Origin of the sequence: Proteus sp. G3927, assembly GCF_963894685.1 — a bacterium.
Lineage (GTDB): Bacteria > Pseudomonadota > Gammaproteobacteria > Enterobacterales > Enterobacteriaceae > Proteus > Proteus mirabilis.
In genome coordinates, this window is the sequence record NZ_CAWQGX010000013.1 from 192,146 (window position 1) to 218,877 (window position 26,732).

The 26,732-nt window shown below is 36.9% G+C and carries 24 protein-coding genes; 17 read left to right on the forward strand and 7 right to left on the reverse strand.

The window, feature by feature from the left end; translation table 11 throughout:
- Positions 1-123: 123 nt before the first annotated feature.
- From epd to fbaA, 3 genes are all read left to right on the forward strand, one after another.
- A complete protein-coding gene (gene epd / locus AACV00_RS05275; protein ID WP_004244954.1) occupies positions 124-1,143 on the forward strand; it encodes an erythrose-4-phosphate dehydrogenase in 1,020 nt (339 codons plus the stop codon).
- 102 nt (positions 1,144-1,245) lie between these two features.
- Complete coding sequence (gene pgk / locus AACV00_RS05280) at positions 1,246-2,409, forward strand: phosphoglycerate kinase (RefSeq protein WP_004247314.1); 1,164 nt, start codon at positions 1,246-1,248, stop codon at positions 2,407-2,409.
- 64 nt (positions 2,410-2,473) lie between these two features.
- Positions 2,474-3,553, forward strand: coding sequence for a class II fructose-bisphosphate aldolase (fbaA, locus tag AACV00_RS05285; RefSeq protein WP_004244952.1), 1,080 nt, complete (start codon positions 2,474-2,476; stop codon positions 3,551-3,553).
- A 90-nt stretch (positions 3,554-3,643) separates the two neighbouring features.
- Here fbaA and AACV00_RS05290 read toward each other — a convergent pair whose 3' ends face one another.
- The 3 genes from AACV00_RS05290 to hpaC all read right to left on the reverse strand — a co-directional run bounded on the left by AACV00_RS05290 (position 3,644) and on the right by hpaC (position 6,739).
- A complete protein-coding gene (locus AACV00_RS05290) occupies positions 3,644-3,856 on the reverse strand; it encodes a TM2 domain-containing protein (protein WP_004244951.1) in 213 nt (70 codons plus the stop codon).
- A gap of 262 nt (positions 3,857-4,118) precedes the next feature.
- Positions 4,119-5,597 (reverse strand): dipeptide/tripeptide permease DtpB, encoded by a 1,479-nt coding sequence (dtpB, locus tag AACV00_RS05295; protein ID WP_004244950.1) that lies wholly within the window; start codon positions 5,595-5,597, stop codon positions 4,119-4,121.
- Between the two features lie 623 nt (positions 5,598-6,220).
- Positions 6,221-6,739 (reverse strand): 4-hydroxyphenylacetate 3-monooxygenase, reductase component, encoded by a 519-nt coding sequence (gene hpaC, locus AACV00_RS05300; protein ID WP_004247315.1) that lies wholly within the window; start codon positions 6,737-6,739, stop codon positions 6,221-6,223.
- 107 nt (positions 6,740-6,846) lie between these two features.
- Here hpaC and AACV00_RS05305 point away from each other — a divergent pair, with 107 nt between their 5' ends.
- Positions 6,847-7,038 carry a hypothetical protein gene (locus AACV00_RS05305; protein WP_004244948.1) on the forward strand — a complete coding sequence of 64 codons (192 nt, stop codon included), beginning with the start codon at positions 6,847-6,849 and terminating at the stop codon, positions 7,036-7,038.
- A 276-nt stretch (positions 7,039-7,314) separates the two neighbouring features.
- On the forward strand, positions 7,315-7,752 hold the full coding sequence (gene hpaR, locus AACV00_RS05310) for a homoprotocatechuate degradation operon regulator HpaR (protein WP_004244947.1): 438 nt from the start codon (positions 7,315-7,317) through the stop codon (positions 7,750-7,752).
- Between the two features lie 70 nt (positions 7,753-7,822).
- Here the strand turns inward: hpaR and betT are convergent, their stop codons facing one another.
- Positions 7,823-9,826 (reverse strand): choline BCCT transporter BetT, encoded by a 2,004-nt coding sequence (betT, locus tag AACV00_RS05315; protein WP_004244946.1) that lies wholly within the window; start codon positions 9,824-9,826, stop codon positions 7,823-7,825.
- A gap of 368 nt (positions 9,827-10,194) precedes the next feature.
- The gene (locus AACV00_RS05320; RefSeq protein WP_020945264.1) at positions 10,195-10,830 is read right to left on the reverse strand and encodes a lipoprotein; all 636 of its coding nucleotides are present in this window, start codon (positions 10,828-10,830) and stop codon (positions 10,195-10,197) included.
- Positions 10,831-11,109: 279 nt separating this feature from the next.
- On the opposite strand from AACV00_RS05320, the gene AACV00_RS05325 reads away from it, so the two are divergent.
- Entirely contained in the window at positions 11,110-11,784 is a 675-nt protein-coding gene (locus AACV00_RS05325; protein WP_161679912.1) for a DUF421 domain-containing protein, read from the forward strand.
- Positions 11,785-11,866: 82 nt separating this feature from the next.
- Here the strand turns inward: AACV00_RS05325 and rnz are convergent, their stop codons facing one another.
- Positions 11,867-12,784: a ribonuclease Z gene (rnz, locus tag AACV00_RS05330; RefSeq protein WP_023843513.1), complete on the reverse strand. Its 918-nt coding sequence runs from the start codon at positions 12,782-12,784 to the stop codon at positions 11,867-11,869.
- A gap of 1,247 nt (positions 12,785-14,031) precedes the next feature.
- Between rnz and AACV00_RS05335 the strand changes: the two genes are divergently transcribed.
- The 8 genes from AACV00_RS05335 (at position 14,032) to AACV00_RS05370 (ending at position 21,086) form a co-directional block, all read left to right on the forward strand.
- Positions 14,032-14,559: a fimbrial protein gene (locus AACV00_RS05335; protein WP_004244940.1), complete on the forward strand. Its 528-nt coding sequence runs from the start codon at positions 14,032-14,034 to the stop codon at positions 14,557-14,559.
- Positions 14,560-14,798: 239 nt separating this feature from the next.
- A complete protein-coding gene (locus AACV00_RS05340; RefSeq protein WP_108717094.1) occupies positions 14,799-17,426 on the forward strand; it encodes an outer membrane usher protein in 2,628 nt (875 codons plus the stop codon).
- A gap of 48 nt (positions 17,427-17,474) precedes the next feature.
- Positions 17,475-18,233 (forward strand): fimbria/pilus periplasmic chaperone, encoded by a 759-nt coding sequence (locus tag AACV00_RS05345; protein WP_080726887.1) that lies wholly within the window; start codon positions 17,475-17,477, stop codon positions 18,231-18,233.
- An 11-nt stretch (positions 18,234-18,244) separates the two neighbouring features.
- The gene (locus AACV00_RS05350; protein WP_087740896.1) at positions 18,245-18,799 is read left to right on the forward strand and encodes a fimbrial protein; all 555 of its coding nucleotides are present in this window, start codon (positions 18,245-18,247) and stop codon (positions 18,797-18,799) included.
- A gap of 13 nt (positions 18,800-18,812) precedes the next feature.
- Positions 18,813-19,331, forward strand: coding sequence for a fimbrial protein (locus AACV00_RS05355; protein ID WP_004244936.1), 519 nt, complete (start codon positions 18,813-18,815; stop codon positions 19,329-19,331).
- A gap of 10 nt (positions 19,332-19,341) precedes the next feature.
- Positions 19,342-19,878, forward strand: a complete 537-nt coding sequence (locus AACV00_RS05360) for a fimbrial protein (RefSeq protein ID WP_004247321.1) — start codon at positions 19,342-19,344, stop codon at positions 19,876-19,878.
- Positions 19,879-19,896: 18 nt separating this feature from the next.
- Positions 19,897-20,745: an MrpH family fimbial adhesin gene (locus AACV00_RS05365; protein ID WP_004247322.1), complete on the forward strand. Its 849-nt coding sequence runs from the start codon at positions 19,897-19,899 to the stop codon at positions 20,743-20,745.
- Positions 20,746-20,765: 20 nt separating this feature from the next.
- Entirely contained in the window at positions 20,766-21,086 is a 321-nt protein-coding gene (locus AACV00_RS05370) for a helix-turn-helix domain-containing protein (RefSeq protein WP_004244929.1), read from the forward strand.
- A 564-nt stretch (positions 21,087-21,650) separates the two neighbouring features.
- Here the strand turns inward: AACV00_RS05370 and mrpI are convergent.
- Entirely contained in the window at positions 21,651-22,217 is a 567-nt protein-coding gene (gene mrpI, locus AACV00_RS05375; RefSeq protein WP_004247323.1) for a phase variation DNA invertase MrpI, read from the reverse strand.
- A 678-nt stretch (positions 22,218-22,895) separates the two neighbouring features.
- Between mrpI and mrpA the strand changes: the two genes are divergently transcribed.
- The 3 genes from mrpA to mrpC all read left to right on the forward strand — a co-directional run bounded on the left by mrpA (position 22,896) and on the right by mrpC (position 26,706).
- Positions 22,896-23,423 carry an MR/P fimbria major subunit MrpA gene (gene mrpA / locus AACV00_RS05380; protein WP_004247325.1) on the forward strand — a complete coding sequence of 176 codons (528 nt, stop codon included), beginning with the start codon at positions 22,896-22,898 and terminating at the stop codon, positions 23,421-23,423.
- A gap of 96 nt (positions 23,424-23,519) precedes the next feature.
- A complete protein-coding gene (mrpB, locus tag AACV00_RS05385; RefSeq protein ID WP_023843516.1) occupies positions 23,520-24,068 on the forward strand; it encodes an MR/P fimbria assembly terminator MrpB in 549 nt (182 codons plus the stop codon).
- Between the two features lie 22 nt (positions 24,069-24,090).
- Positions 24,091-26,706 carry an MR/P fimbria usher protein MrpC gene (gene mrpC, locus AACV00_RS05390; protein ID WP_004247328.1) on the forward strand — a complete coding sequence of 872 codons (2,616 nt, stop codon included), beginning with the start codon at positions 24,091-24,093 and terminating at the stop codon, positions 26,704-26,706.
- The last annotated feature ends 26 nt before the right edge of the window (positions 26,707-26,732 follow it).

Sequence of the window (26,732 nt, forward strand, 5' to 3'; positions counted from 1 at the left end):
CAGTTGTGCTAAAAATGTCGGTGACCGCACATTTTTTAGTTTTACTTGATTTATCGTTGTTGATTAGTCAATTGCTCGATTATTCTAGGCGGTTGCGTAATTACGAGTTATCAAGGAAGTTACATGACAATTAGAGTTGCTATTAACGGTTTTGGTCGAATAGGGCGTAATGTGTTAAGAGCGCTTTATGAATCTGGAAAGCGGGCTGAAATAAGCGTTGTTGCAATAAATGAATTGGCTGATGCAACAGGTATTGCTCATTTGCTTAAATATGACTCAAGCCATGGTCGCTTTGCTTGGGATATTCGTGTTAATAATGACTTATTGCAAGTGGGTGATGATGCAATCCGTCTTTTCCATCATGCCGATATTGCAGACTTACCTTGGGGTGAGTTAGGTATTGATGTGGTACTTGATTGTAGTGGCGTTTATGGATCTCGTGCCGATGGTGAGGCGCATATTGCTCAAGGGGCAAAGAAAGTGCTCTTTTCTCATCCGGGAACGATAGATCTTGATGCTACGGTGGTATTCGGTGTTAATCAACATGAACTGAAAAAACAGCACCGCATCGTCTCTAATGCCTCTTGTACCACAAATTGTATTATCCCGATTATTAAAATGATGGATGATGCTTTTGGTATAGAGTCAGGTACAGTGACGACAATCCATGCTGCGATGAATGATCAACCTGTTATTGATGCATATCATAAAGATTTACGTCGTACACGAGCCGCAGGACAATCGATTATTCCGGTTGATACCAAATTAGCTGCCGGTATTACACGGATTTTCCCGAAATTTAAAGATCATTTCGAGGCAATTTCTGTACGAGTTCCTACAATTAATGTGACAGCAATTGATTTAAGTGTCACGGTAAAAAATGCTGTAAATGTGTTAGATGTCAATAAGTTAATTCAAAAATCAGCAACTGGCGCATTTCGTGGTATAGTGGATTACACAGAATTGCCATTAGTCTCAACAGATTTTAACCACGACCCTCATAGTGCCATTGTTGATGGTACACAAACAAGAGTCAGTGGGCAGCATCTGATTAAAACGTTAGTCTGGTGTGATAATGAATGGGGCTTTGCTAACCGAATGCTTGATACAACGTTAGCTATGGCTGCAACTGGTTTTAAATAATCATGTATTAATGACGGTACTCAGCAATAGCACATTATGTGATAATGCGCGGTACTGAACAGAAGATTACTAAATTTTAGAGAATCAATGAGAGGATTCATCATGTCTGTAATTAAGATGACCGATTTAGACCTGGCCGGTAAACGAGTACTAATTCGTGCTGACCTGAACGTTCCAGTGAAAGATGGAAAAGTAACTTCAGATGCACGTATTCGTGCTTCATTACCGACTATTGAAGCGGCTTTAAAACAAGGCGCTAAAGTTATGGTAACTTCACACTTAGGCCGTCCTACTGAAGGTGAGTACAACGAAGAGTTCTCTTTAAAACCAGTTGTTGACTATCTGAAAGAGAAATTATCTGCACCCGTTAGCCTAGCAAAAGACTATTTAAACGGTGTTGATGTTAATGCAGGTGAATTAGTTGTACTTGAAAACGTTCGTTTTAATAAAGGCGAAAAGAAAGACGACGAAACGCTGTCTAAGCAATATGCTGCATTATGTGATGTCTTTGTCATGGATGCATTCGGTACGGCTCACCGTGCTCAAGCGTCAACACACGGTGTTGCTAAGTTTGCGGATATCGCTTGCGCGGGTCCTCTGTTATCAGCAGAGCTTGAAGCATTAGGCAAAGCATTAGATAAACCAGAGCGTCCAATGGTGGCTATCGTTGGTGGCTCTAAAGTATCTACTAAATTAACAGTTTTAGATTCATTATCAAAAATTGCTGACCAATTAATCGTTGGTGGTGGTATTGCTAACACCTTTATCGCAGCAGAAGGTCATTCTGTAGGTCGTTCATTATATGAAGCAGACCTTGTTGACGATGCGAAAAAATTAATGGAAAAATGCGATATTCCAGTACCAACTGATGTCCGTGTTGCGACAGAATTCTCAGAAACAGCGCCAGCTGTACTGAAATCAGCAAATGACATCAAAGATGATGAACAAGTATTAGATATCGGTGATGTGACGGCTGAACGTTTAGCTGAAATCCTGAAAAACGCCAAAACCATTCTGTGGAATGGCCCTGTGGGTGTCTTTGAATTCCCTAACTTCCGTAAAGGTACTGAAGTGATTGCTAAAGCGATTGCTGATAGTGATGCTTTCTCTATCGCTGGCGGTGGTGATACATTAGCGGCTATCGATTTATTTGATATCGCAGATAAAATCTCTTACATTTCAACCGGTGGTGGTGCTTTCTTAGAATTCGTAGAAGGTAAAAAGCTTCCTGCGGTTGCTATGCTGGAAGAACGCGCTAAACAGTAATTAAGTCACGCTCATACAGGTAGAGTGTAAAACTCTGCCTGTTCCAAATATAGGATCTTATTACATGTCTAAAGTTTTTGATTTCGTAAAACCGGGTGTCATCACTGGTGATGATGTACAAAAAGTATTTGCAGTAGCAAAAGAAAATAATTTTGCTCTGCCTGCAGTTAACTGCGTAGGTACAGACTCAATTAATGCTGTATTAGAAGCAGCTGCGAAAGTGCGTTCTCCTGTTATTGTTCAATTCTCTAATGGTGGTGCTGCATTTATCGCAGGTAAAGGTCTTAAAGCTGAAGCGCCACAACAAGCGGCTATCCTAGGTGCTATTTCTGGTGCTCACCATGTACACCAAATGGCAGAATACTATGGTGTTCCTGTTATTTTACACACTGACCACTGTGCGAAAAAACTGTTACCTTGGATTGATGGTCTGTTAGATGCAGGTGAAAAACACTATGCGAAAACAGGTAAACCACTATTCTCTTCTCATATGATTGACTTATCAGAAGAGTCATTAGAAGAAAATATTGAAATCTGTTCTAAATATTTAGCGCGTATGGCTAAAATCGATATGACTTTAGAAATCGAATTAGGCTGTACTGGTGGTGAAGAAGATGGCGTTGATAACACAGGTATGGATAGTTCTGCGCTATATACCCAACCTGAAGACGTTGCTTACGCTTATGAAAAACTAAATGCTATCAGCCCACGTTTCACTATCGCTGCATCATTTGGTAATGTTCACGGCGTTTATAAACCAGGTAACGTTCAATTAACACCAAAAATTCTTCGTAACTCACAAGACTATGTGTCAGAGAAATACAATCTGCCACACAATAGCTTAAACTTTGTTTTCCACGGTGGTTCTGGTTCATCTGCAGAAGAAATCAAAGAAGCTGTAAGCTACGGTGTTGTGAAAATGAATATCGATACCGATACTCAATGGGCAACTTGGGACGGTATCTTACAGTTCTACAAAAAGAACGAAGGCTATTTACAAAGCCAATTAGGTAATCCAGAAGGCGCTGATAAACCTAACAAGAAATACTATGATCCACGTAACTGGTTACGTCATGGTCAAACATCAATGGTTGTTCGTTTAGAGCAAGCATTTAAAGAGCTAAATGCGATTGATGTTCTGTAATACAATTTTATTGTAATACACCTAAAAAACCCGCTTAGTATGCGGGTTTTTTGTTGGTTGTTAGCACTAGGTACGATGGTATTGGGCTATTTAGTTTCGGTTATATTTGTCATTAAAGGTTTGGTCTGAAATACACAGATAATAAATTCCTTCAATAAAACCGATAATAGCGGGTATCCCCGTCCAGCAAAAAATGAGATATAAAATCCCCATTCCTACTTTACGAAGATAGAATTTATGTATTCCTAGCCCACCAAGAAAAATAGCTAATAATGCGGCTGCTAGTTTATTTTTATCATTCATTAATATCTGCTCCTATTACCAATCATTGGTTTTTAATCATGAATATTGATTATTAGACAATGCTAAATATTGCCAGTTTCAATTAAAGGTACTATTTATAAGATAGATTAAAACCAGAAAAAAGAAAAAAAGAGAAGAACACTAATCATAAATAATAAAAGATTAAGGTTGTAGAAGATTTAATCGCTAAGCGTTTTTATAAGAGATAAAAAAAGCGCCTTTCTAGGCGCTTTGTCTGTGATAAGCAAAGGTGTTTGCTTATTTACTTAATCATTTTACTCTCTTCTTTCATCATGCGGTTTAGTAAAGGTACTGTTGCCCACATAATCAAGCCAACCACTAAGGTAACGATACCGATTTTGCCAAACACATCAGTATAAATAGGCAGTGTTTGTAGTGGATCGGTAATACCTTCAGGTGGGGCGGTAAAGGTTGCTACATGGCCTCCTAACAGGTAAGCCGTCGCTTGTGTTAAGAACCACATACCTAAAATAAAGCCCATCATATATTGCGGTACGAAAGCGGCAATCATCGCTAAGCCTAATGCACTGATCATCAATTCCCCTAGACTTTGGAAGAGATAAATCAGTACAACAAACCAAGGTGATGTTAAACCTTGAGCATCAGCAAACCACATACCTGAAGCGGCAGCGGTTAGGAAGCCTAATGAGCATAAAAGCATACCTGTGGTAAATTTTGCCGGCATGGATAAATCTTTGCCTTTCGCGCCAAAATGGCTATAAGCCATTGCTAAGATAGGGCTGGCAATAATGATCCAAAATGGATTTAATGCTTGGAAACTCACCGGGTTAATATCAAAGCCTAACAGGGTATGGTGAACATTATGGATAGCAAAGAAGTTAAGTGAGGTTGGCATCTGAGCGTAGAGAATATAGAAAATAACAGCTTCTAACATCAGAACAAATGCAACATACATTTTATTACGTGCCACTCTGTCTTTTTGTTTAAAGGCTTCACGAAAATAAATGATAACCACAACAATAGACAAGCTGATTAAAACGATGTTAGCAATCATCACATTGTGCAACAACCATGCACAAATAAAGACCATAGCGACAGAGCCTGCAATAACTAATAGCAGTTTGTTGAAATTCATTGGCAGGTGATCTGGCTCAGAACCAATATTCACGACCATTTTACGGCAGAAAAAATAGACCAATATGGCCATTATTAAGCCGATACCACAAATATTATAAGTCAGTGCATAGCCGTAGCGATCGGCAAGAACGGGGGCAATAGATAAGGAGATTAATGAACCAACATTAATCGACATATAAAATAGTGTAAATGCACCATCAAGACGGGGATCTTTAGGTTTATAGCATTTAGCTAATAGGCTTGCTGGGTTTGCTTTAAATAAACCGTTACCTACTGCGATAGTGGCTAAAGCATAAAAGATTAAATTAGGATACATAATTGACATGCCGGTCATAAAATAACCGATAGCCAATACGATAGCCCCTAAAACAATGGTTCGTTTAGTACCTAATAGATGGTCACCAACATAACCACCAATAGAAATAAGCCCATAAACTAATGCGGAGAATGCACCAAAAGTAATAAAAGCTTGTTCTTGAGAGAATCCGAGTTTACTAACAAAATAAACGGCAAGAATACCTTGTACGCCGTAGTAACCAAAACGTTCCCATAATTCCACAAAGAAAATCATAAAGAATGGTTTAGGCTGTTGTAATAAACCGACTTTAGCGGGTTTATCCATATCTTTAATGCCCCTAATTATTATTTATTTTCAACAACGATGCTATTTACTCAAATTCACGATGAATGTTACACCCTGATAACATTATCTGTTGTATTTAGAGTGATGTTTGCAAATTTAAGATGGTGATCAGTAAGTCCGGTAGACTAATATATTGATAGAATGACTTCTCAAAGGTTGATCACACTGTTAGTAAGATTAATACCAGATTGAAAAAAATAGTCATTAATTTATTTTCAATTAAAGTGATTTAATTGATCTTTGGTATAAATAATCACCAAAAAGAGCCTGTTTTGTTTATATTTTAAGCTTAATAAAGCTGATAAAATATAAGCATAAAAATAGAGTGGAAGGGATATTTATATCGTGACTAATTGATTTTCTAAAGAAAAAGTTTTCTTATAATTTTAATAATTTCTTTTATAACAAACAGATGTTAAAAATAGTTTAATAAAACGCTGATAGCTCTATTTTAGGATAAAATGAAATAAATATGCATGAAGTGCGGGTAATTATTTAAAATTTAACAAAGGTAATAAAAACGCCTTTATTAATAATGAAGGATTTAAATTGATACCCTCTTCAAAATAATAAAGTGCGTTTTTGTTTTTAATATTAGCTAATTAAGCGGTGGTTGTGACTAATTTATGTTTAACGGGATGGAAGCGACGCTTAAAATAAATTAAGCCATCGCCATCTTCTCGAACCGCAATATTTTTTATCTCTGCCATATAAACAAAGTGAGTACCTACTTGGCGTACATCGTAAATATCACCTTCTAGGCTAGCGAGTGCATTGGTTAATATCGGTTGCTGCAATGCGCCATATTGCCATCCTGGTTGGGTAAAGCGATCAGCCATTGCCAGACCTGTCATACCGGCAAAATGGCAAGCCATCTCTTCTTGTTCATGATTTAAAATATTGATACTTAATTTGCCATTTTCTTGAAACGTACTATTCATTTGGCTTTTACTATTGATGCAAATCATCACTGTCGGTGGAGTATCGGTAACTGAACATACAGCTGTTGCTGTTAAACCACAGCATCCTGCATCACCATTAGTTGCGACAATATTAACGGCAGCACCTAAGCTTGCCATTGCATCCCGAAAAAGTGGGTTAGCCTGTTTTTCATCAGACATTTTTTACTCCTACTGCCAGACTTCTCATCTGTGGGCGTCTTCACTTAAAATAACCATTAGTTAGAAAATCAGAATTTATCTAACTAGTGCCGCTTCACAAAGTTGTAATGATCTTGCTGATTTCTTTGCTGTGTGAATTTAAAGCCGTAACGCTACCTCGCATTAGCCAAGAGATCAATCTTTCTTTGTTACAACCTGTTAACTTTATCTCAAAAAGTCGTGAGACAACCTTATCGCTGGTTGTTATTATTCCTAATAAGTCAAGAAAAGCGATAGGTAAATCAGGTGATTTAGCCTAGTTTGCTGATAAATAACACGAAATGACACATATTATCCTGTTATTTTTTGGGGATATTACGCGTTTTGTCTGAGAAAAGTACTAAGGTCATCAATTGCTAAAATAGCCTAAAATGTTAGAAATTGAGTCAAGTTTATTTATTTGTTAATATGATTAATTGTAATAAAAAGTCTATTCTTAGAATATTATTCATTTATAACTATAACGAGTTATAATTTTCACCGGCTAGATTGAGTGATTTTTCATCAATTTATCTATCAATAAAGAGCTTCTGATTATGCATGAGTCATTAACAATCGCGCTATTGCAAGCACGGGAATCTGCGATGGGATTTTTTCGCCCCGTTCTTAAAGAGCATAATCTGACAGAGCAGCAGTGGCGGATCATCCGAGTTCTTGCTGATAAGCGCTCTATCGATTTTCACGAATTAGCACAAAAAACCTGTATCCTGCGTCCAAGTTTGACAGGTATTTTGATTAGAATGGAAAGAGATGAGCTAATTTGTCGATTAAAACCAGTGAGTGATCAACGTAAATTATTCGTTTCTCTATCAACCAATGGGCAAAATTTATATGATAAAATCCAGCCTAAGATAGAAGAAGGGTACCAATTACTCGAACAAAAGTTTTCTACAGAAAAACTGCAACATTTATCTATCTTACTGAAAGAACTGATAGCGTTAAATCCAGAAAATAGTCATTCAACTGAAAAATAACATGTGTGCACCAAGAAAAAAGAGATGATGTTATACCATCATCTCTTTTGTTTTTATGTAATAGGTGAAATTACCTTTTACCTAATACGTGTAAGAAGTGAATATGTTTTTCATACTGATCGAGTATGTCATGAATAATTTGTTCTTTTGTCCAGCCCATGACATCGTAATCTTGCCCACCTTCTTTGAGATGAATTTCAGCACGATAGTATTTATGCTCTTCATCTTTTTCTTCATCTGTTAAGCCGGCTAGCGCGAAAGCGGGTTGAGTATAGAATCGTAATCGTACTTCATAAAAGAAGTTCATATCCTCACCCAAGTCCACTTCAAAGCCGATGCGATCTTCTTCTTCGTCATGGATATAGCATTGAATACCTTGTTTGCTTAATTCTGCCGACACCATTTCCATGGAAGGATTAACGACTTCTTCCATAAAACGTTTTACATGTGAACGTTTAGGAAAATAAGCAATATTTCTTAATCGACGTTGCCAAGGAATAGGATTACGGCTAGCCGGTGGGGCGATAGTCGTCATCTGTTGGCTATCTCGCTTATAAACATCCACTCGCAATGCCTTAATTAATCCATAAATTGATGCCAATAGCACGATGGCAAATGGTAACGCACTGGCAATGGTGACAGTTTGTAATGCTGATAAGCCTCCCGCCAATAATAAGGTAATGGCTGAAATACCCATTAATGCAGCCCAGAAGATACGTTGCCATACAGGGGTTTCTGAATCTCCTCCTGACGCTAGGGTATCAACCACCATTGCACCGGAGTCTGCTGAGGTGACAAAAAAGACAATGACCATCAGCATTGCGACAAAGGAAAGCACTGATGAGAATGGAAAATAGTTTAAGAATTCAAACAGTGCTAATGACACATCTTGTTGTACTATATTCGCAAGAACTTCTGCACCTTTATCTTTAATTAAATAGATAGCGGTATTACCAAAGACAGTCATCCAAAGTAAGGTAAAGCCAGCTGGAACAAAGAGTACGCCGACAACAAACTCACGAATAGTACGACCACGGGAGATCCGTGCAATAAACATACCGACAAAAGGCGACCACGATAACCACCAGCCCCAATAAAGCAGTGTCCATCCACCTAACCAATCACTTGATTTTGGCTCGTAGGCATAAAGATTAAACGTTTTACTCACTATTTCTGATAAATAGCCCCCTGTATTTTCAACAAACGATTTTAAAATCAATACAGTAGGGCCAAGAATAATGACTAATAAAAGAAGAATAACGGCTAAACCAAGGTTAAGCTCGGATAAAAAACGGATACCTTTTTCTAATCCAGAGACAACCGAAATAGTAGCAAGCCCGGTGATAACAACAATTAAAACCACTTGCACGGTTGGATTAATTGGAATATCGAATAGATGGTTTAAACCGGCATTAACTTGTAGAACACCAAAACCCAGTGAAGTTGCGACACCAAATACAGTGCCCATCACAGCAAAAATATCTACCGCATGCCCAATAGGGCCATAAATACGGTCGCCAATGATAGGATAAAGGGCGGAACGTAACGTTAATGGCAAACCATGGCGGTAGCTAAAAAACGCCAGAATTAATGCCACGATGGCGTAAATAGCCCAAGCATGTAATCCCCAGTGGAAGAAAGTCAAACGCATAGCTTCTTTGGCGGCTTCAATCGTCTGCGCATCCCCTGTGGGTGGCATTAAATAGTGCATAACGGGTTCTGCGACACCAAAGAACATCAGCCCAATACCCATACCTGCTGAAAACAGCATCGCGAACCAAGCAAAATAGCTAAAATGTGGACGAGCATGATCAGGGCCTAATTTTATTTCGCCAAAGCGCGATAGCCCTAAATAAGTCACACTCAGCAAAACCAATGCTACGGCTAAAATATAAAACCAGCTCGCGTTGGTGAAAAGGTTTTCCTGAAGGTGCCCTAGCTTGTCATTAGCGAGTTCAGGAAATAGCGCTGAAAACCCTACGACGAGCATAATAAGTATTGCGGAGGTGTAAAATACGGGAGGATTAATTTTCATCCTAATTTTTTTTGGTGTGATTTCATTTTGTTGGCTCATAGTTAACCTATTTTTGTTATTTTTCTTAGAAAAAACTTTTCGATATTGCAATCTAGCATGTTAGTGGTATCGCTAGGAAAGAAAAGTTTGTAAGAAAATTTGAATAAAACATCAGATGATCTTGAAGCTTTATAAAAGAACGGAAATAAATTATATTTTTCCGTAAGGTGAAGAAAATTACAATTAAATCAATTCATTATCATATGTTTTTAGTCAGCGTCTTGACGCTTTAATAGGTTTCTCCTGTTGAAAAAAGGATAGTATGGTTACATTTTTTGCTTAATCGATCAACTCCTGTTTGTTTTTTACACAAAAAAAGCCAGTAAAATATTACTGGCTTTTTCAACATCAAAATTTCTGAAATGAAATTATTTATTGTCAGCCTTTAGAGAATCAATTTTTTGCTTTGCTTGATCGTTTAGCTCATCGGCTTTATCAAGCGCTTTATCTTTAGTATCTTGCGCTTGCTGTTTTACATCATCACTGGTTTTAGCCGCATCTTCTTTTAGTTGCGCTGCTTTGTCGCTAGCATTTTGTTTTAAGTTATCTGCAGTGGTATTAGCGTTTTGTTTCACTTCTTCTGCTTTACCAGCCAGTTTGTCACTTTCATTATTTAAACTTTGTTTGATTTCATCTGCTTTTGCACTTGCAGAATCTTTTAGTTCATCTGTTTTTTGTGCAATGCTCTCTTTTAATGCATCGGTTTTTTGATCGGCTTGTGCTTTAAGCTCTGCAGCTTTATCTTCAGCTTGCTCTTTTAGCTTGGCCGCATCTTGTTTTAATTCGTCAGCTGTCGCTGATGCACTCTCTTTTAAATCAGCGGCTTTTTCTTTAGCTTGATCTGTTAATTCTTTTGCTTTGTCTTGAGCCGTTTCATTTACTTGGGTTGCTGTCTCTTTTGCTTTATCAATACCTTCATCCACTTTTTTCGATGAATCATCACAACCTGCTGTAATGGTAACAAGACCTGCTAGAATTAAAGATGCCAGTAATTTTTTGTTCATGTTTCTCTCCAGAGAATGTATCCAAAACATATCGATGATATCTCGCATAACTAGTATTAAAAGCGAGAGGTTATTGAGTTGATATTTTATATATTATCTTAACCCCCAATAAAATAAGTATAGTGAGAGTCTGAAAATCAACAAGGTTAAGTATATTAAGTGATTACCACTAGTCAAATATATTAGATTTGTAAGGTTAATATCTGTCAGATTTCTCTCAATGGTATGTTTTATGCTTTATAATTACAGTGTGAATCGTTTTGCAAAGGTGCTTAAGAAATGGAATATTATCTGCTTGTGGTTATCAAGTTTATTATTGGTTTTACAATAATTTTGGCTCATATGAATATTTCAGGGAAGACACAACTCTCTCAACTAACTCCCATTGATTTTATTGGTAATTTTGTTTTAGGGGGAATTATGGGAGGGGTTATTTACACAGATGCAATCCCGCTTTACCAATATGTTATTGTCTTTTTGATAGGCGTATTTTTTATTTCTTTTCTCAATTATATCAGTAAAAAATTTAATTTTTTCCGAGCAGTAGCGATAGGTAATCCGATCCCGATTATTAAAAAGGGAAGATTTATTATGGAAAACATTACTGAGAAGAAAAATAAGATTGATATTCTTAATATCACCTCTAGGTTACATGCCCAAGGAATTCATTCTTTTCAAGAAGTTAATTATGCTCAAATTGAACCTGATGGACAAATAACGGTGGTGTGTGATGGTGCTAAAATGCCCTCTATCATTATTATGAAAGATGGTGTTATCCGAACTTCTGAACTTGAGCAGATAGAACGAGATGAAGATTGGTTAAACGAAGAGATGAAAAAACAACATATAGAGAACCCAGAAGATGTTTTTTTAGCCGAATTTTGGGATGGTAAAGTCAATTTCATTTTGCAAGACGGTAAGATCAAACACGATTTCATTCCGACTGCTGAGTAGCAATATTCGGTGAAAGATTAAAAGCAACGATTAATACTATCTCAAGAGTCGTTATCGTTGCTTTATTTTGATTTGGCATTAGTTAAAGTTTGAATGTCTCAAAATCACTGGCGATTTGTGTATTGTCAAATACAGTATGACATTCCGCTAATAGCTCGGGGGTTTCTTTAGGTGAATAGCGACTACTGATATGAGTAATGATTAATCGCTTAGCATTCGCTTTTTTGGCTAACTCAGCTGCCTGTATGGTACTTGAATGTCCACGACTATTGGCTTTATCAGCCATGTCATGTTTAAAGGTTGCTTCATGGACAATAACATCGGCATTCTCAGCGAGTTTAACTGCATTAGGCGTTGGTTGTGTATCGCCAAAAATCACAATACAACGGCCTTTGATCTCTGTGCTTAGATAATCTTTTCCATCTATGATCCGTCCATCAGGTAGTGTAACGGTTTTCCCTTGTTTTAATAATTTATACCAAGGGCCTCTAGGGATATTCTCTGCCTCTAGCTTGTCAGCATTGAGTTTACCTGGTTTATTGTCTTCTTCTAGACGATAACCAAAGCAGGGGACAGGATGTGATAATGCGCCACAACTTACACGTATACCTTCTTCTTCAAAAAGAAAACCATCTTGTTCTATTTCAATAATATCTAAAGGGTAAGTGAGATAAGATTGGCTTAATGTAAGGGCTGTTTCTATAAATGCCTTAATGCCTGTAGGCCCATAAATGGTTAACGGGTTTTCTGTGCCCCCCATTGAACGGCTACAGAGTAGTCCGGGTAAACCAAAAATATGATCACCATGTAAATGGGTAATAAAAATCTTATTAATGCGTGATAGCTTTACATGGCTATGTAAGATCTGATGCTGGGTCGCCTCTCCACAATCGAACATCCACAGACTTTTTTGTTTATTTTGTAAATCAAGCACCATACTGGTGACGTTGCGATCTTTAGAAGGTACGCCTGCATTAGTGCCTAAAAAGGTAAGTTCCATAATGAAATCCTGATCTCCATGGTGAATTTTTAACATTCATCTTAATCGTAATGGTATCTAAACTAAATAAAATTCTGCAACTGTGATTAAGATAATCTTCTCATTAAAGTTGATATGAATAATAGTGTGAATAAAAGATAATATACTTTATTTACTAAAATTAAATTTCTCTGATTAACGATTTAAATGTATCTGTTTTTATACAAACAGAATGAATGGGGCATATTCTTAATTTGTTTATTTTTTTTAATAAAGTTTAAAGTTCTTATTGAAAAAATAAAAAAAGTAAAATTTAAATTATGATTTTTTGAGTAAATAAAAAATAAACATATCTTACAAATTGAAATACTTTTTGTGTTTTTTTTACAATTTTAGTTTTTAATTTTTATCTTAAAAAGTTGTTTTGTTAATACAATGTAATGATATTAATTCTGTCTAATCAGAAAATATTCCATTATGAAGGTTTAATTTCTATATAGTTCTTTTTTATTATTTGGTTACAGCATTATTTAATTTTATTATGTCTATTTCTTAGTAAGTTAATGCTTTCAATTTTCTAATTAATTTCTTGTTTTTCATACTGTTAAATTTAACCGCAATATTTCAAAATAACCTTTTAGTTTTAAAATCCATTAAAAATAATTTATTGGTTTTTTATTCTGAAAAATCATCGTTATTGAATAATAAAAGTTATAATATTGTATCTTTTTTGTACTTATATGTAAATTTATGGTTATTTGTTTTTTTGTTATAATATTAAAATAATAAAATTTATTTCTATTTATAAAAATATGTTTCCTTCAATTTTTTACACTTTATATCTAAGTATTTTGTATTTAAAAGTCTATAAATATTCTTTTTATGATGCTATTTTTGGTTTTTTTATCTAATTACTTATTTTGGGGGTAATTATAATTTGCGTAAGATGAAAAAAAATCCAATTAATATCAGTGTATTAATAAATATATATTTAATTAAATTTATCAGGTTTGACTTAAATAAAGTGGCAGAGAATAATAAACCCAACTTGATATGAGCGTTATCTAATTTCGGTTGTTAATTATTATTTATTTTATGTATTGATGATTAATTATAGAGATTAATTTTTACAATATATCAAGATATACCAAATTCATTGCGTATCTTATTCATAAAAGAGAAGTGTATCGCCTGTATGGGATTATTTTTCTTAATTGAATGTTGTTGCTTTTATACTTTATTTAACTTTTATATTTTAGGAAAACAAAATGAAATTAAAAAAACTGCATTTAGTTTTAGGGTTAGGCTTATCTATCATTGCGGGCTCTGCATTAGCGGCAGATCAAGGGCATGGTACTGTTGAATTCTATGGTTCAATTATTGATGCTCCTTGTTCTATCGATCCTGATTCAGGTGCTCAACGTATTCCATTAGGTCAAGTGTCATCTAGCGCACTGAAAGACGGTGGCCGTAGTGCATCAAAAATGTTTAAAATCAAATTATTACAGTGTTCTACTGAGACATATAAAACAGTCAAAACAACCTTTACCGGTGCTGAAGCTCCTGATGTTTTAGAGGGGGCTTTAGGTATTGAAGGGATCGCCAAAAATGCAGCTGTTGTTATCACCAATGCAGGTGGTGAACAAATCAAATTAGGTCAAGCAAGTGCCGCCCAAACATTGAATGACGGTAACAATGACTTAAATTTTGCCGCTTATTTACAAGGATCTTCCTCAAAAGCTGCTATTCCTGGTGATTTTACAGCAATAGCCACTTTTGCTTTATCTTATCAATAATAGTCGTCAAATAAAGCTTTGTATAAGGATATACAAGGCTTTGTTAACTGATGAGCTTTCTTATCGTTAGGACACTTTTGTCATCGCGCTAGATATCGATGGTGAGTAATAGTAAAACGCGCTCTTTTTATAAATACAAAAGGATTATCAAACATAGTGATATTTCATCCGTAGGGGCATTACCGATAATTGACTGTTTTGGGCTCGAATATCACTAAATGGATTAGTTAGGTTTACTTATGGCTAAATTATTCAAGACGATTGATTTAAATGTTAAACATAAAAGTAAGCAGTGCAGAGGTCGTTCTGCTACCACACTGATCTATTTCGTGATTATAGGGATGGCAAGTATTGCCAGCGAGTCATTTGCTGTTAGCAAAGATATTGAATTTAACTCAGATATTCTTGACTTAAAAGATCGAGGAAATATTGATTTATCAAGCTTTTCCCGAGCGGGATATATTACTCCTGGCAAGTATGAGTTAATTATTAATATTAATAACAATGAATTAAGTGGAACTTATCGTGTTGACTATATTGTGCCCAAAGATGATCCCAAGGCAAGCGAACCTTGTATCTCACCCATATTAGTTAAGCAGTTTGCACTCAGACCAGAATGGTTAAAAAAGTTAACTTGGAAAGATAAGGGTAATTGCCTTAATGAGGCATCGTTACCAGGTATGAGCCTGAGGACAGATTTAGGTAGTGGGGTTTTTTTTATTACTCTTCCTCAAGCTTATCTAGAGTATTCATCACCGAATTGGGAATCGCCTTCTTTTTGGGACGAAGGTATTGCTGGATTATTGTTTGATTATAACGTTAATGCCAATGTCAGAGCGCCTAGTGATGGCAAGCAGAAACAGCAGATCACCGCAAATGGTACGGCGGGGGCAAATTTAGGTGTTTGGCGTTTTCGGGCAGATTGGCAAGCAAGTTATGAGCACACTACAGGTGTATTGCATAGCACAGAAAATCACTGGAATTGGGATCAATTCTATCTTTATCGAGCGATAACGAAATGGGGCGCCCGTTTAGTCATGGGGGAGACTTACTTACGTTCAAACCTATTAGATAATTTCCGTTTTACGGGAATAAGTTTACTTACGGATGAGCAAATGTTGCCCCCTAATTTACGAGGTTATGCTCCAGAGATCACGGGAGTTGCAAAAACGAATGCAAAAGTCACTGTGAGTCAACAAGGACGGATTATCTATGAGACACAAATCGCGCCTGGGCCATTTCGTATTCAAGATCTGCATGATGCGGTAAGTGGACGCTTGGATGTTCGTATTGAAGAGCAGGACGGAACAATACAAGAATACCAAATTGATACAGCCAATATTCCTTATCTTACAAGACCGGGACGCCTTCAATATAAAGTATCTGCGGGTAAGCCTTCTCTATTAGATCATAAAACTGAAGGGCCTATTTTTGCAATGGGAGAGTTTTCTTGGGGAGTGAATAATGGTTGGTCTCTTTTTGGTGGCACTTTAGTTTCTAAGGATTATAACTCGGCCTCGCTAGGTTTTGGACGAGATCTAATGATGTTAGGTGCTATCTCTTTTGATACGACTCATTCATGGGCAACCTTCGCTAATGAGAATAAACACTATCATGGCAGTTCATATCGAATTAGCTATTCAAAGCGTTTTGAATCTATTGATGGGCAAATCACTTTTGCAGGCTATCGATTCTCTGATCGTCATTTTATGAGTATGGATCAATATTTAGATAGGCATTATCGCTATGGCGCACAAGAAAATAATAAAGAGCTTTATACCCTTACACTGAGTAAACAATTTCCTCAATGGGGACTTAGTACCTATATAAATTATAACCATCAAAGGTATTGGGATAGACCGAATAACGACTATTACAACTTCTCTTTATCAAAGTATCTCGCTATCGGGAAGTTTAAAAACATTAACATTAGCTTATCCGCTTATCGTAATCGTTTTAATGGCAATCATGACAACGGCGTGTATTTCAACATTAATTTGCCTTGGCGTGATAGAGCAACGATAAGTTATAACTCGGTCATAAATAAAGAAGGTAACTCACATAATGTCAGCTATTTCGATCGCATTGATGATAACAATAATTATCGTCTAAGTGCAGGAGTTAGTAGTCGAGGTAAACCATCGGCGGATGGTTTCTTTACACATTATGGTGATGTTGCTTTAGTAACGGCTTCAGCCAGTCATATTAACGGCGACTATACTTCGGCATCTTTATCTTTCCAAGGTGGGGCAACATTAACCACTAAAGGCGGGGATTTTCACCGTAGCAATATGCCGGGGGCAACCCGTTTGTTAATTGATACTCAAGGTGTTTCCGATGTCCCGGTAAAAAGTCTTAGTGCCATATCTCATACCAATATTTTTGGCAAGGCGGTGATCCCCGATATTAATCACTATTATCGAGGCAGTGCTTCTATCGATCTTAAACAGCTACCAGACAATGTTGAAGCACTACGTTCTATTCATCAATTAACTTTGACTGAAGGCGCTATTGGCTATCGTCAATTTGATGTGATTGCCGGACACAAAGCGATGGCAACAGTACAGTTGGCTGAAGGAGGCGTTCCGCCATTTGCAGCGACAGTAACAACGCTTAATGGTCGAGAATTAGGTGTTTTTAACGACGGTGGAAAGGTTTATTTAAGCGGTATTAATTCAGGCGATGTCTTGTATGTACATTGGGATGGTAAAAACCAATGCCAATTATCCATTCCTAAATTGGCGGATACACAACTGATCACATCACTGCTTTTAACTTGCTTTCAAAGACAGCCGACTATTTCAACATCATTCTTGGAAACAGATAAAACGCAAGCATTACCCCAACAGCCATTTCTTAGTAAATAACGCTAAGTAATAACAATAATTGATTAATAGAGAGAAGAGTAATTAAAGATGATGGCATCTAAACATTTATTTATGGTAACTACCACCTTATTAACTGGAATGGTGTTTACGTCGCAAGTTGGTGCGACAATCGCTTTAGATCGTACACGTATTATTTTTAATGGTGCTGATAAATCAGTAAGTCTGAGTATAAGTAATCAAAACAAAGAATTACCTTATTTAGCTCAAGGTTGGCTAGAGAACGAGCAAGGAGAAAAAATAGAAACACCTCTTATTGTATTACCTCCTATTCAGCGTATTGAACCTGGGAATAAGAGCCAAGTGAAAGTGCAATCATTACCTGATATTGCACAACTACCTCAAGATAGAGAGAGTGTTTTTTATTTTAATTTACGTGAGATCCCTCCACGTAGTGATAAACCCAACGTATTACAAATTGCACTACAAACGCGGATAAAATTGTTCTATCGACCAAAATCTATTTATGCCACCCAAACTGATTTAAGTAATCCATGGCAGGAAAAAATTACCTTAACAAAGCAGGGGGAGAGTTATGTTGTGCATAATCCCACACCCTATTATATCACTATTGTTGATGGTCTAACGGATCTGAAAGGGAAAAGCTTAGAAGGATTTACCCCTATCATGGTAGCGCCTCAAGGGCAGGAAAAACTCAATTTAACGGTTTCTACGCTGGGGGCTTCTCCGGTATTAAGTTACATCAATGATTACGGTGGTCGTCCAAGATTGAAATTTAGCTGCGATAGTCGTGAATGTAAGGTGATAGAAACAGACCAAGGAAATTAATAGGTATATTTATGAAACAGCAGATTAATAAAAATAGTCTTGTATCAATATTGGTACTATTGAGCTTTTTTATCACAACAAATGTAACTGCTGTGACACCGGTTTTGTCAAGTACGGGACTATCACAAAATTCGCCTATTACACCTATTTATCCGATCCCTATCAATATAAAAGGGTACGTTATCGCTCACCCTCCTTGCATGATCAATGAGGGCAAAACGGTAGAAGTGAATTTCGGTGATGTGCTAAGTACACGAGTTGATGGCTTAAATTACAAACGTCTGGTTGATTATCATCCAAGTTGTGAACAAATGCCCATTAATACACTAAAACTTTCTGTCGAGGGGAATGGTACTTTTTTTGATGCCAATGCATTAATGACCAATATTACCGGATTAGGTATACGTATTTTGTATCAAAATAAACCAATTAAGTTAGGGCAGGCAATTAATTTTACTTATCCCGATTTTCCTGTATTGGAAGCGGTGCCTGTGCGTGATTTTTCTACTCTTCTTGTGGGAGGAGACTTTTCTACCACAGCGACATTGCGCATGGAATATCAGTGAGGAGATAACGGGAATGTTTAATAAACAGAGGATATTCTTTTTCATAACGTTACTTTCATCATTTTCATTAATGGCTGATGAGACGGCAAATAAGGCGACAATCACTAACAGCGAAAATAATTTGAGATTATTTGGCACACTATTTATTCCCCCTCCTTGTGTGATCCAAAACAATGACATGATTGATGTTAATTTTGGTCACCAACTGGGAACGAGTCGCATCGATGGCATTAATTATACAAAGACCGTCAATTACACGTTGCAGTGTGAAGAAAATGCAAAAGGTTGGGCATTAGGTTTATCCATTATCGGCTCTGCAAGCCAATTTGATGCGGCTGCTTTACAAACCAATATAACGGATTTAGCCGTACATCTCACGATAGATAGTGAGCCATTTATTTTAAATAAACGGTTTGTTATTACCTCTGATAAACCGCCGATTATTTTAGCTGTGCCTGTAAAAAAATCAGGAAGTACCTTAACAAAAGGTGCATTTGAGGCAACAGCAACGCTACTTGCTGAATATCAATAGGAGTATCGGGATGATATTACAAAGATTATCTCTGAGTACTGCAATCTTTGCCGCTGTGATAGCTATGGCTAATGCTGATCCTAATATGCGTTTTCATGGTGAGTTAATTGATGAGCCATGTGTAATAAAACCCGGTGATGAAATTATTGTCATCACGCTGGATAAAGTGACTGATAGTGCTTTTTACAATGGAGTAGAAAGAACTAAAAGCCAGCAATTTGAGATCCATCTATCGGAGTGCGATCTCTCTATGAATAACAAAGTTTCCATCACATTTAAAGGTGATGAAAATAAGGCGATGGCAGGGAAAGGTTTTCTAGCATTAAGTCCAATAAGTCGAGCCTCTGGTATTGCTATTGGTCTAGAAGATAGCGATGGAGTCCTCTTACCCATTAATCAGCCATCGAAAAATATGGCTTTACTTTCAACTAATAACACATTGAGGTTTAGTGCTTTTATACAAGCAGAACCTACCGCAATTGCTAATCAATCAATAAAACGGGGGCCCTTTAGCGCCATTGCTACATTCCATTTAAATTATGACTAATGTTGACTTGAGGTTTATATGCTTATACCTAAGCGCCAATTAATCTTTTACTTATTTACTAGCATGTTGATATATCCAGCTTCCTCTATAGCCGCTATTTTTTCTTATATTACAGAATCAAAACCAGTAGGTAATGAGGGGACAGGGGCTGATTACACTTTTATTATCCAGCGTTGGGATCCCGAGCCACCAACGGCTTTAAATCCTTGTTATAAAAAAAAACCTTGTTATATAACCATAAATCATCGTCATCAGCCTAACCAGTCTGGAGGTTCAGCGACCAGAACTATTTTAAGTGATGGGCATAAATATCGAAGAATGGAAGATCTACGTATTGCTGTTATGAAAGAATTAGGAGGATTCCCTTATGGCCCAGGAGTTGCCATTCATCGATATGTTGATACATCAACCATACAAGAGTGCGTTGGTATATTTTATCAGCCAAATGCTTATGGTTTTGCTGAAGATGGCTATTTATTACCGGGTTCTATTTGTGCAATTGCTCCCCCTCCTGTTGGACATTGTGATGTGTTAGCCCATTCTGTTGAGTTGGATTACGGCAATGTGGGGGAAAATGAATTAGACAATGCGGTTCGTTCTCAAACTGTGAATGTGACGTGTAATCGTGATGTCTCTTTACAGGTTGTTGCAACAGGAATGAATAATCGTCAAGTCCCACTACGTAATGACAATAGCTTATATGCTGATTTATATATTAATGATAAATCTGGCGAAGAGGGAGAGGCTATCTTTGTCGCTAAAGGCAAAATGGTTTCTATACAAGTGAGTTCTAAATTGAGAACCAATGGACATGTTGCTCCAGGGTATTTTTCTGGCTCTGGCGCGTTGATTCTAACGTTACCATAATAATAAAAGGTTGAAATATCATGGTGAAATATCGTCGTGCAAATATTGATGTCAATGCACTGGTAGGTAAGCGCATACAAAAAAGACGTAAAGAGTTAGGTTACACAGGTAGCCAATTGGCGGCAAAACTAGGGGTTAGCCAACAACAATTCTCACGCTATGAGCGAGGGTTAAACAAAATAGATCTTACTTATCTAGTGCTATTAGCTAAGTTCTTAAACACACCCATTTACTGGTTTTTTGAGGACTGTATTACTTCAACGTCGGTCAAAAGTGGCAAACCGCTAAGTCGACGAAGCAATCTTTTAGCCAAAAAAGCACTAGACGCATTTCTGTATTAACCTTTACCTCTTACAAGAAAAAGTCCTTAAATAAGCAACCTATTTAGGTCAGGCTAAGGGGATGTTTTCCCTTAATGATCGCTATAGCGATATTGACTGTCGAGTTATGTTGCACTCATTAGGCTTGCAATCACTATCCCTAAGCGAGCTTAGATGGGTAGTGATTGCTTTATGAGCATTATAAATGTGTAGAAAGAGACGAAAAAATCAGAATTAATTGTATTTTGAATATATCTCTTATACTAAGTTAAATTATTAATGATAAATCTTTTTAATGTTTTTCTGTGGGTAAATGGATACCTTCTAAGATAGAGTCTATTGGAATAAAAATGATTATATTTCAAAAAAAATTAGTACACCAAATATGACCGGGTTTATTAAAATCAAGTATCATTAATTAATTCTTTATTAAGATTACTATCGTGATTATTTATATTAAATGATATAATTTTTAATATAAATCCTAATTTGAATTAAAAAGAAAAAAATATCTATATTCTTATTGTAAAATAAAACGTACTCAATTATTGATATTAACTTTTTAAGTAATCTATTAATAAAGAACTATTGTGAGTTTCGCGTTTCCCACATATTGATAAATCGTTTTGAGTTACTTGCTGTATAAATAACCGTATGGGAAATATTGCGATGGCCTAAATAGTCTTGAATTAAACGTGTATCTCTGCCTAAATCCGCCAGTGCGTAGCCACAGGCGTGGCGTAACATATGAGGGTGTGGACTAATAGAAACATTGGCTTTTTTACCTAAACGGCGTAATAACCCATAAACTTGTTGACGGGAAATTGGTCCCGTTTTTTGTGATAAAAATACCCATTCAGAATCTGATTCTCTCCAGTTTTCTCTACTTTTCAACCAGTTGCATAAGGCTTCATATTCCTCATCAATAATAGGTTGTGTTGTTGAAAGCCCACCTTTTAAACGCCTGACATAGAGTATTCTACTTTCTAGATCAATATCGCTTAATGTTAAATTACATAGTTCGCTAACACGAAAACCATGTAAAAAACACATTAAAAACATACAGTAATCTCTTTCGGGATACCTACCTTCCTTAGCTTGCTTTAAAATAGCATTCACTTCAAAACGTGTAAGAAATTTACGTTGCTTCATTTTCGTAACCTTTTCAATTAGATAATAAACAACAAAAGTCAGTTGCAGCATCACTATAGCAAGTAATATGCATCAATAAAGGGTTGTGTTTTTTTTATACTTTCTTTTTTACTCGTTAATTTTAAACAAGTTTATTGAAAGTTTGCCAATTTTTAGAAAACGAAAACCATTGATAGGTAAGAGAAAGGAGAATAGCAGGTGATATTTACACCTATTTAGAGAAACAATCAAAATACACCAAATTGTTTACTATTATTCTCCGGCTTCTAACTTAAGTCAAATATATTATTGGGTATATATTCTTAATTATTTAACATATTGATATTAAACATTTTTTTAAAAAATCAAAATAATTTATTACTTTGTGCAAAACACTGAAATAAATTTTTTTACTTTTTTAACAAACTATAGTATTTGCACTTAGAATTATATCATCTTTTTCCTAAATTTTAAGATGAAAAAATCTAAATAGTCATACTTGCAAGATGAAAATCTTTAACTAAACAATTTGGTGTATTTTGTTTCGTTTCTAACGATATTTCGTGGCGTTTGAAGTGGACTTAAATATACCAAAATTCCCGAGCTCAATAAATGAGCCATTCAATTAGGAATAATCCAATCCTAAATGAATTAATTATTTTAGATGTCTTCATCCTTTATATTTCAGGAAACAAAAAGATGAAATTAAATAAATTAGCTTTAGTTCTTGGTTTAGGTTTATCTGTTGTTGCGGGTTCTGCTTTAGCTGCAGATCAAGGTCATGGTACTGTTAAATTTGTTGGTTCAATCATTGATGCTCCTTGCTCAATTACTCCTGATACTGAAAATCAAACAGTTCCACTAGGTCAAATTTCTACTGCTGCATTAAAAGATGGTGGCCGTAGTAATTCTCGTGACTTTAAAATCTCTTTAGAAAATTGTACTACAGAGACTTACAAAACTGTTCAAACAACTTTCACTGGCTCTGAAGCAACTGAAGTTTTAGAAGGTTCTTTAGGCATTGAAGGTATCGCTAAAAATGCAGCTGTTGTTATCACCGATGCGGGTGGTAAACAAATCAAATTAGGCACCCCAAGTGCTGCTCAAAACCTGCGTGATGGTAACAATGATCTGAACTTTGCTGCTTATTTACAAGGTTCTGCATCTGAAGCTGCTGTTCCAGGTGACTTTACTGCAATCGCAACTTTCGCACTGACTTATCAGTAAGAAAAAATAAGTTCTGTACAAGGAAGTACAGAGCTTTATTCCTGTCTTTACTTTTAATGATTTTTCTTACTAACGGAGAAAAATATGAATCGCAAGATGGCACCACTATTGCTATGCCTTGTTGCCAGTTTAGTGACTGCGCCAACGATAGCCAGTGATGTAAAACAAGATAAAAACATGCATCAGCGATTTGGGTGGCTCAATCTACAAGGAACCATATTAGAGCCGTCATGTGCAATATCAGCGGGAAGTAGTGATCAAGTGATCCCGCTAACGACGGTATCTATCCCAACGTTAGTCACTGAAGGTCAAGGACCGATTGAATATTTTTCTATCAGATTAACGGACTGTACGCTAATTAGCCAGAAAGGGCAAGAAGCGGATAATCCACGTTTTATCGCAACGTTCGATGGTCCTTCTAATGGAAATGGCAACTTTGAGTTATCCGGTGAGGCCAAAGGTGCTTCATTAGCGATAGCGGATCGTTATGGTCGACAAGCTATTCCAGGACAACCCCTACCGCCCGTTGGCATTGATTCGCAGTCAATGGCATTGCTGTACCAAGCTCGAATAGTCAAAAACAACGATACGCCAAAAGCGGGGAATTACCGTACGACGCTGCGCTTTAAGCTGGAATACTATTAAATGGATCAGGGTTGGATAATTTATGGTTAGATCATTCAAAACCGTTTGTTTAGAGAAGCGAGAAAAGAGAAAAAAGCATGCTATTCGGCCTGTTGCTATATTGATCTATTTAATTGTTACTGGGGCATCCAGTCTTTCAAATTCAGCTTTAGCGAATAGCGATATTGAGTTTAATGCTGATATTTTAGATCTTAAAGATAAACAAAATATCGATTTATCTGATTTCTCTCGAGCTGGCTACATTATGCCAGGGCGCTACGAATTTGTTGTTCGTATAAATAATAATGAACTTCCCGATATCTACAACATTAATTACGTTGTACCTGCAGATGATCCCAAAGGAAGTGAACCTTGCTTACCTCCTGAATTAGTTCGTCAATTAGGGCTAAAACCGGAGTGGCTTGATAAAATTCGTTTTAACGATAATCAAACTTGCCTTGATACATCATCTATTCCCGGAATGACAATAAATGCCAGTTTAGGTAGTGGTAATTTATTATTAACGATACCTCAAGCTTATTTGGAGTATTCAGCACCAAACTGGGATCCGCCTTCTCGTTGGGATGACGGTATTTCAGGGATACTTTTTGATTATAACGTTAATGCAAATGTGACTGATCCTGCTAAAGGAAAACAACGTCAGCAAGTGACGGGGTTAGGTACGTTAGGGGCGAACTTAGGTGCTTGGCGTTTTCGCGCTGATTGGCAAGCGAGCTACCAACATACGACAGGGATCCCTCAAAGTACAGAAAACAGCTGGAAATGGAATCAATACTATCTCTATAGAGCTATCCCTCAATGGGAAGCGCGCTTTGTCATGGGAGAGACTTACTCGCGCTCCGATATTTTTGATAGTTTCCGTTTTACCGGGGTTCATCTCGCAACTGACGACAATATGTTGCCACCTAATTTACGTGGATATGCGCCAGAAGTCACAGGTGTAGCAAAAACCAATGCCAAAGTGACAATTAGCCAACAGGGTCGAGTGATCTACGAAACGCAAGTTGCTCCAGGACCATTTCGTATTCAAGATATTAATGATGCGGTTAGTGGCAAATTAGATGTACGTGTCGAAGAGCAAGATGGCTCTGTACAAGAGTTTCAAATGGATACGGCAAGTATTCCTTATTTAACTCGACCAGGACGAGTGCAATATAAATTCTCGGCAGGTAAACCTTCTAATATTGACCATAATACCGAAGGCCCCGTTTTTGGTATGGGGGAATTTTCATGGGGGGTGAGTAACGGTTGGTCACTTTATGGGGGATCAATTGTTGCGGGTGATTATAACGCCTTGTCTGCGGGTATCGGCCGTGACTTAATGGCTTTTGGTGCTCTCTCTTTTGATGCTACTCACTCTTGGGCAAAAATTCCTCGTGATGATAAGCGTTATAACGGTGGCTCTTATCGATTAAGTTATTCAAAACGTTTTGAAGCTATTAATAGCCAAGTCACCTTTGCTGGTTATCGCTTCTCAGAACGCGACTTTATGACCATGGATCAGTATTTAGAGCGTCGCTATCGCGATGGTAATGCTGATAATAACAAAGAACTTTATACCATTATGTTTAGTAAGCAATTTCCTGACTGGGGATTGAGTACTTACTTAAACTATAGTCACCAAACATATTGGAATAAGCCAACTAATGATAATTACAACTTATCGTTAGCGAAAAGCGCGGATATTGGTCGTTTTAAAAATATCAATTTTAGTCTCTCCGCTTTCCGTAATAAATTTAATGGCACCAATGATAATGGCGTTTATATGAATGTCAGTATGCCTTGGGGTGATCGTGCGACCATCAGTTACAACACTGTCATTAATAAGAGCGGTAACTCTCATAATGTCAGCTATTACGATCGAATTGATGACAATAGCAGTTATCGTGTTGGCGCTGGGGTAAGTAGCAATGGTAAACCTTCAGCCGATGCTTATTTTATGCATTATGCTGATGCGGCCTTAGTCACCGCCAGTGCAAGTCATATCAATGGTGAATATACCTCTGCCACTTTATCGCTACAAGGTGGTGCCACACTTACGCCGAAAGGTGGAGCATTACACCGCGTTAGTCGTACAGGTAGTACTCGCTTACTTATTGATACAGACGGTATCGCTAATATTCCCGTGAAGAATTTTGGTGCGATTTCCCATACCAATATGTTTGGTAAAGCGGTATTGCCAGATATTAATGATTACTACCGTAGTAGCGCGAGTATCGATCTTAATCGATTACCTGAAAATGTCGAAGCATTACGCTCAATTCAGCAATTAACCCTAACCGAAGGGGCGATTGGTTACCGTCGATTTGATGTTATCGAAGGGCAAAAAGCCATGGCGGTTATTCGGTTAAAAGATGGAACCTTCCCACCATTTGGCGCCAGTGTCACAACAGAAAAAGGGCGTGAGTTAGGCATCATTAATGATGGTGGAAATGTTTATCTAACCGGTATTAATACCGGGGATGTATTGAGTGTTCGTTGGAGTGGTAAAGAGCAGTGCAAAGTACTTATTCCAACATTGGTGGAGAATGTGCAAATTTCATCACTGTTATTGACCTGTAGTGATGATGGCACAGCAACCTCTACTTTCAATCAAAGAGAAGTCTCCTTACCTAAAACGAAGTTTCTATCTCGTTAAGGTTAAGGAACAGGAAATAAAGATAA